Source organism: Okeania sp. SIO2F4 (assembly GCF_010672385.1).
GTDB lineage: Bacteria > Cyanobacteriota > Cyanobacteriia > Cyanobacteriales > Microcoleaceae > Trichodesmium.
In genome coordinates, this window is record NZ_JAAHGT010000431.1 from 1 (window position 1) to 7817 (window position 7817).

Genomic DNA, 7817 nt, shown 5'->3' on the forward strand with positions numbered 1-7817 from the left:
TTTATATGTTCTAATCTCAGCATTTATAATTTATCTCCTAGGTAGGTTAACAGTAAGTTAAGTTTTTTTATGGCCAAACTATTAATATTGGCTCTCAAGTATTGTATATCTTAACAAATTTTAATTAGGGCTTGCTGATTAAATCCAAAACCATGTACATATAAAGACTTTAGCCTTTTTTATGCGAAAAAAGTACAAGCTTTTTGCTTACCATCGCTGAGAATGTGAGGATTTTTTATAGACAAGGGCAGAAAAATTAAGGGGGAATTCTTTCAACTGCATCCTCTGTAATTTCTATTTCTGCTGAGGACTGAGGACTGAGGACTGATTCCTACCCTTAGCTATAAGAGTTATTCAGCAAAACCTAATTAGATTTTCTATCTGAATATTTTGCTAGTTTTGAATATTTGAATATTAGTTAAAGTTCTGAGGTTATAACATTTTTTGGAGTCAATAATACCAATTACCATAAACTTTGCTATATTTGAATTTTCTATTTCTATAGCACTACGCATTAAGGTTAGAACATTTCTAAACCCTGAAACCTTTTAACCGTTTACTATTCCCTCCATACCTATTCCCTATTCCCGATTCAAGTAGCGCTATAAATATTATTTCTTCGAGCAAATGCTTTATATTTGGTAATTTCGGTTATGAATAAAAGTGATTTTGCCAGCTTCCAAATATAGCAAGAATGCATGAGAAATGGTATAATTGTTAAAAATTATCATCAACATATCAAGACAATTATTTCTCCTATTGAAAAGCAGCTATGCCAAATCTCAAAAGTTTTCCAAGATATTTTTAAACAAAATAGTTTTATAGCAGTTTGATAAATGTTTGCTACGAATCTCTGTTACCGAATTATTAATTAATTATTAATAATTAATTAATTCGCGCCTTGAAGCCTCCCCTTGGATAGGGGAAAAAGCGGTCGTTTCGCTTCGCGACATGAATTGCTCGCAGTCCGTCAGGATGGGATGGCGAGGAGACCTCGCTTGCCTCCAATCGACCAAGACAGCGGTCGTTTAGCTAACGCACAACGCGCGTTAACGCTTCGCGACATGAATTGCTCGCAGTCCGTTAGGATGGGATGGCGAGGTTTCCCGCTCTTGACAGAGCCGCTTCGAAGTTCGCCATATCAAATCTCCCAAAAGAGAAAAGTCCTCTTGAATTTCCCAATATTCAATTCCCGAACGGTTTTAACCTTCTTGTAATTATCAATTATCAATTAATGAACTGTTACCTATTCCCTATTCCCTATTCCCAGTTAACTGTTCCCTGTTTCCTATAACTAGAGTTTTGTAAAATTATTTTTTTACGGTTAGTATTATAACCAGTTTAATAAATATTTGCTATAAATAGTTAGACTATTGCTTAGGAGTCAGGTAGGGGAGCCATCGGATTAACTAAGTACAGGAGGACAGAGGCAGAATAAATAACTTAAATATCATTTATGAGGGAATAGCAAAAAATAAATTATCCAATTTTTTAACCATACCTATTTGTTTTGCTGCCTAATTTCTCTACTCCCTAAATTCAGGGTAATTGTATATTTTTTTATTTGTAAGTCCATAGATTTAATCTCCCTTTTTAGTCAAAGAGATATAGTCGCTTCAATAATTAATAATGAATAATTAACAATTAATAATTAGCTCTTCTTTTGTAAGCATTCAGCCGTCAGCTTTTAGCCTTCAGCTAGATTATAATTAGGGCTTGCTGATTAACCTTCAAAGCCTTTCTCTGTAAATCTTATAGTATTTTTAGATTTAAAAAAGGTGCAAGGTTTTCGGTCTAAAAAGCTAAAAAAGTTAGGATGAGTGAGTATACAAGGATAGAAAAATCAAGGGATATTTGTGTCTCCTAACTCCTCTAAGTTCTGAATTATAAATTATGAATTCTACCCTCAACCATAAGACTTTTTCAGCAAACCCTAATTAGGATCGTCTTGTATTTATGCGAATAAATTATTATTGATATATTTCCGATAATTTATAGCATAAGCAAGCAACTATTCAGTTAATATAAGTATTCTTAAACAAATCCTCACTTAATTCATAAGAAACTGAGAGCTGATTGCTAATACCTGAATGCTTACCTTCTTTTTAAGAAGAGGATTGGTTTAAAGGAGATTTTTTTCTCCTTTCAAGGAGAGGCTTTAAACCTTAATTTTTCGGTAAAGTATTTTAATTCCCCTTATTATTCGTAAGTATAGAAATTCCCATACTGGTAAGGTACACGCATTCGTAATTTTTAGCAAACACTTAACTAGGAATAAGGAATAGAATAGAAATCCGGAGCCTGAGAAACCCTATATCTTTTTTTAAAAAAAGTCCTGTTACGCTTATCACCTTGATTTTCCGAACTTATAAAGTTATCAATCATAGCAAAGTTTTTGATAATTGGTATTAGCTATCTATAGGGATCTATAGGGAATGTATCTTCTTTATTCACAAAAAAAAGCTGTTTGTGCAGCATGAAAAACGGAAATGCTGACCGCTAATAACTGAATACTGAGAATTAGTGAGATATATAAGTTTTTAATTTTAGCTAATAGGGAGGAAGAAAAAGATCAGACAGAAGATGAAAAAAATACTATATTCCATTAATATCATAACAACTATAACAGACTAAAAATCAACCCACGAAAATCAATAATTTTTAGTCATTATATTTCTTTAAATGTATTTAAAATTTTCAGTTATTTGATTCTTACTTATAAACCTTTCTTAGCTTTATATACTTCCAGACATTCTTGAACCACATCCTTGAGTTCTTGAGGAGAACAAGGTTTAGTTACACATTTAAAAATATCAGCCTGTTGTATCTCATCAACTTCAGAATTTATTTGTTCTTCTGCATAACCACTTAACAAAATCCGAACAGTATCAGGAAAGCTATCTTTTGTTTTTCTGAGAAATTGAATACCCGTCATATCTGGCATACTTTGGTCAGAAATAATTATAGCCATTTCCCCTTCAGCTTCGAGAATTTCCATAGCTAAACTAGCATTTTCTGCCCTAAACACTTTAAATTGACGTCTAAAAGTCCGATAGAGTAAATCTAAATTATTAGGTTCATCATCAACAACCATTAACTTAAGTTTTTCCGACATTGTTAAATTTCCACAAAATTAGTATTCTACAAATTTTAGTATCTATAGTTCATAAAAATATAGTCAAATATGACATATCCTCATTTTGTCGGTGTTACCCCTTGTGATCGATTGAACTATTAATCTAAAACCTTCTTAAAGCTAATTTATTCTTGGCGTTGGTCAAAATGTTCTCGACCCGAAACATTTTTCATAGCCTCTAAAGCTGCTCGAGAACCTGCCAAAATATCCCGTTCTTCTCCTCCCAAATAAAGCCTGCCAAAACTACCCACCGCTTGAATTTGTAAGATATTAATCAAAGCAGCTTTTTCTGCTTCATTAGCCGCTAAAGCAGCATAGGCAGCAGGTTGGACTTCCAACACATAGAGAGTTTGGCCACCCAAAATCATCTGGCCACGACGATTACGATTAATCAACTGTGCTTGGTGGGAGTCAATATTACGGATCACCTGACTAGAGACAATACGAGGTTTCAGGCGATCGCGTTCCTGCACTTCCAAAGCTTGCAAAATTGCTTGACCAGCAGCTTTTGTATCTCCCTGACGACTCGAATGAATTTCGAGCAAACCATAAAGTCGTTCTACAAATTGAACCCCAGGCCGAACAGAATTAGATTTGAGGGCCACATCCGTAATACGATTAATTTCAATACCTGGAGAAATTTCTACCCATAGGGAAGTATCACCTGGTAATGGTAAAAAGCCAAGGGCCACTGTACCAATGTAGGCGGCGTGCTGAGGTTGCAAGTTGTCTATAAATACATAACTGCGCAGTTCTATACCCAAGGCTTAAATCTCCATGTACGGGGATGAAATTACATTCTTAATCGTCGTCATTATATGTCAAGGGTTTCTCTTAAGTCAAAAGTTCAAAGTAAAAAGTAATTCTACTGTGAAGAATAAATCTAGTTGCTTGATATCTAATACTAATGAGATATAGTCGTAGTAAATTAGTCAAATTCAGAAATAAATAAGAGGGAAAAGGGAAAAAAATAAATCAAGAATCAACCAAAGTAAATAACTATAGATATAGGTAGCAAGTAGTATTGAATAAACTACAGTTGGACATAAATTTGCCATCTTTTAATGTAAGTATTCAGCCATTAGCCTAGCGGTCAGAAAACAGAATTGAATTAGAAATATCTTGAGAATAATTATTAGGAAAAAGGCAGTGCTGTTTCATTCTAAGCTGTGCCATTTTATGTATTGAGGAAGCCACGTTATTTCAAGCTTTAGGAAATTTATCTTTCGCTGTCTGAAAATCAATAAATTCATTGCCGAAATCTAGAATGAAATGACCCTGGGAAAAAGGTAATTAACTGATAGCTAAAATCTAAATACTTACCTTTTAATTAGCATAATATAGCGGTTATGATATTTATGAGATACAGTATTTTTTTCTATTGCCTATTCCTGAAAATCCAAAACTTGTGTATATCACCAATTTGATCTATCCTATATATTTTTACCGAATAATTAATAATTATTAATTAAATCCCTTGGTTAAAAGCCGACCCTAATAGGGAAAAAAAGTGCTAGAATATTTCCTTATATTCAATTCCGTTACGGTTTTCCTTGAGGTAATTATCCATTATCCATTATCCATTATCCATGAATGAATCCAGAGCTAAATTTTACTATAATTAATTTTTTAGCAATACTTACAGCACTTTTAAAGATGCTAAAGTAAAGTTTAATGTTAATCACTTAAGCATTATTATGCTTCTTGTTCCCTCAAGCTGAAAATTTTGTATTTACAGACTTGAAAAATCCTTTCAACAATTAATAATTAATAATTAATAATTAATAATTACCTCTCCTTGAAAACGGATAGGATTGACTAATAATGAAAAATTTTTTCTTCTCAAGGGGAGATTGGATATGGCGTTTCGCGGAGCGACTTGAATTGCGTTCGCGTCTCTGCAAGAGCGGGAGACCTCGCCATCCCATCCTAACGGACTTCTCCGCTTTCCGACCGCTTTTTTCCCCTTAAAAGGGGAGGCTAGTGACCACAATTTATCGGTAAAATTGAAAGTATTTTTGTCAAACTAATTCTCAAAAAAAATTAATGAATCAAATTAATATTCGCTTACTTCAGGAACAAGAATTGTCGGAAGCTGACAAAATATTTAGATTAGCTTTTGGCACATTTTTAGGTTTGCCAGACCCGATGACATTCTATGGTGATACTAACTATATGCAGCGTTGGTATACCTATCCAAATGCAGCTTTGGCAGCAGAAATAGACGGTCAATTAGTAGGTTCTAATTTTCTATCTAAATGGGGTAGCTTTGGCTGTTTTGGACCTTTATCAGTACATCCAAATTTTTGGGATCGAGGAGTAGGTAAGAAATTGATGTCAGCAACAATGGAATGCTTCAGAAATTGGCAAATTAAAAAGATTTGTTTCTTTACCTTTTCCCGCAGTCCTAAACATTTATATTTTTATCAAAAATTTGGCTTTATGCCCCATTTCTTAACTGCTATTTGTTCTAAATCTGTTTCTGAGAAACAGCAGCAATTACAAAGCATTAGGTATTCACAAATTTCTCCAGAACAACAAAAAGAATATTTACAAGCTAGCCAAGAATTAACTAATAATATTTATCCCGGACTAGATTTACAGTCAGAAATTTTAGCAGTAGCAAATCAGAGATTAGGAGATACTTTATTTCTCTGGGAAAATGGCAATTTAGAAGGATTTGCTATTTGTCATTACGGTGCAAATACTGAAGCAGGAACTGATACTTGCTATATTAAATTTGGTGCAGTTAATTCAGGGAAAAAAGCGAGCGAACGCTTTGCACAATTATTGAATGAATGTGAAATATTTAGCAATATTATTGGAATGTCTAAACTGATAGCTGGAGTCAATACAAGTCGTCAACAAGCCTACCTTCAAATATTAAATATGGGATTTAAAATTGATATCCTAGGAGTAGCAATGCACAATCCTAATGAACAAGGTTATAACCGTCCAGATATTTATGTTATTGATGACTTACGGTAGAAAAATTTAATTTTATTTCCTAAGCATTCAGTCGCCAGCTATCCTCCTGGGTCGTAACTATGTTTTTGATGTCGCGTAGAGAAACAGCTATTGCTTTTGGTGCGCGATAAAAGCTTTATTAATTGAGCCAGAATTAAATTTTATATATATAGTAATCCGCCCATAGGTTGCGGGTAATCAAAAAGTAGATAAAAAAACTAAAACTCCCGCCTGTTCCCTTTCCCCTGTTCCCTCTCTTGGTGCCCTACCAGGTGCGTCTGTCGCACCCCGCGGGGTCGCACCGCTGTTCCCTAAAAGCAGTAAGATTTTTATACACAAATAAAATAGGATTGCTATAATACTAATTCCCAAAAATAATACTAATTCCCAAAAATAATACTATACTTACTCAAGACTTCAGTTATTAAGTAATAAGTAAGTAAGAGTAGTGTTTTTAACAATTATAGGCAAATAACAAAGATATCTGATTTAGTATAACCCTACTCCCTACTCCCTGCTCCCTACTCCCTCCTCTCAATAAAATATAGCAAGAATGCATGAGAAATGGTATAATATATTTTGATAATTCTATCTATACTTCAATATTCAATCTCCCCACCTCCCGATATCCCCATCTACCCCAATTATATAATAAGTATTCAACCGGATTTGATATTATGGTGTTACTGAAACACGGTATGAAATTCCTAAATTTATAATAGACTTCTTGCAGAAGTCAGGGAATAGGGAATAGGGAATAGGGAATAGGGGGGAGTAATTGATAATTTATGTACGACAATAGATTTTATTTTTTATTTTTGGAGAAGTCTAATGTGTAAATCAGACCTATTTCCCCTCTAACTGGCGCGGAAAAATCTCCTTTCTAACTCCTAACTCCTGACTCCTGACTCATTGATCCTTATTCATAAGTATGTATCTTAAGCAAAGGCTGTATAAACTTTTCTTTCTCCGGTAAAAGGAAGCCTACCATGACCTATACGATAATTATCTAAAATTATTAGATCTCCCTCTTGCCAGGAAAATAATTCTGTATTTTGCCAATAACTCTTGACAATATAATAAACATCCCAAAAAGATAAATCAGAACCATCCTCAAATGCTACATCTAAAACTCTATATTTGCGATTATTGGGAATCAATTTTTCGAGACAAACTTGTATAAATGTGATTAAAAATAAGATAAAAAATACTAACCAACTCCTGAATTTTCTTTGAAACTTAGCAACAAACCAGGCATCAATACAAACACCCCAGATATGAAACCAAGGGAACCATCCAGTCCAGATAGTTTCAGAGGTAATAGGATGAGAACTAATTGCCTGCATCGGACAAGAAACAATTAAGTCATCATTAGCAACCCACTCAGTCTGTCGCCCTGCATCAAAGCATTTTGTTTCGACTAAACCCTTATCCTGAGTATTAAATACAACCTTCCAAGATTGAGCTGAACGAAACCAAGGCCACTGCCATAATCGCACATCAAATAATTTTTTCTGTATACTTACCCAATAAAATTTCGTGACCAAATTGGTGTGGGAAAACTTCTGCTGTAACTGTTCGGGTAAATCTAATAAAACTGATTTCATATCAATAACTGGAGTTTCCCCTCCACTTTTAGCAACTTGAGGCGAAAAAAATATATTGAGCCAATCCGAAGAAAGATATGGTTAATAATAAAAGAGTAAAATAATGT

Annotated in this window: 4 protein-coding genes; 1 reads left to right on the forward strand and 3 read right to left on the reverse strand. The window is 33.9% G+C overall.

What is annotated here, in order from left to right; all coding sequences use genetic code 11:
* Positions 1 to 2716: 2716 nt before the first annotated feature.
* Positions 2717 to 3115 carry a response regulator gene (locus F6K22_RS23800; RefSeq protein ID WP_293103596.1) on the reverse strand — a complete coding sequence of 133 codons (399 nt, stop codon included), beginning with the start codon at positions 3113 to 3115 and terminating at the stop codon, positions 2717 to 2719.
* Between the two features lie 146 nt (positions 3116 to 3261).
* Positions 3262 to 3900, reverse strand: a complete 639-nt coding sequence (gene ccmP / locus F6K22_RS23805; RefSeq protein WP_293103599.1) for a beta-carboxysome protein CcmP — start codon at positions 3898 to 3900, stop codon at positions 3262 to 3264.
* Between the two features lie 1282 nt (positions 3901 to 5182).
* On the opposite strand from ccmP, the gene F6K22_RS23810 reads away from it, so the two are divergent.
* Positions 5183 to 6124 carry a GNAT family N-acetyltransferase gene (locus tag F6K22_RS23810; protein WP_293103602.1) on the forward strand — a complete coding sequence of 314 codons (942 nt, stop codon included), beginning with the start codon at positions 5183 to 5185 and terminating at the stop codon, positions 6122 to 6124.
* Positions 6125 to 7041: 917 nt separating this feature from the next.
* Here the strand turns inward: F6K22_RS23810 and F6K22_RS23815 are convergent.
* Positions 7042 to 7710, reverse strand: a complete 669-nt coding sequence (locus tag F6K22_RS23815; protein WP_363274264.1) for a TauD/TfdA family dioxygenase — start codon at positions 7708 to 7710, stop codon at positions 7042 to 7044.
* Positions 7711 to 7817 lie beyond the last annotated feature (107 nt).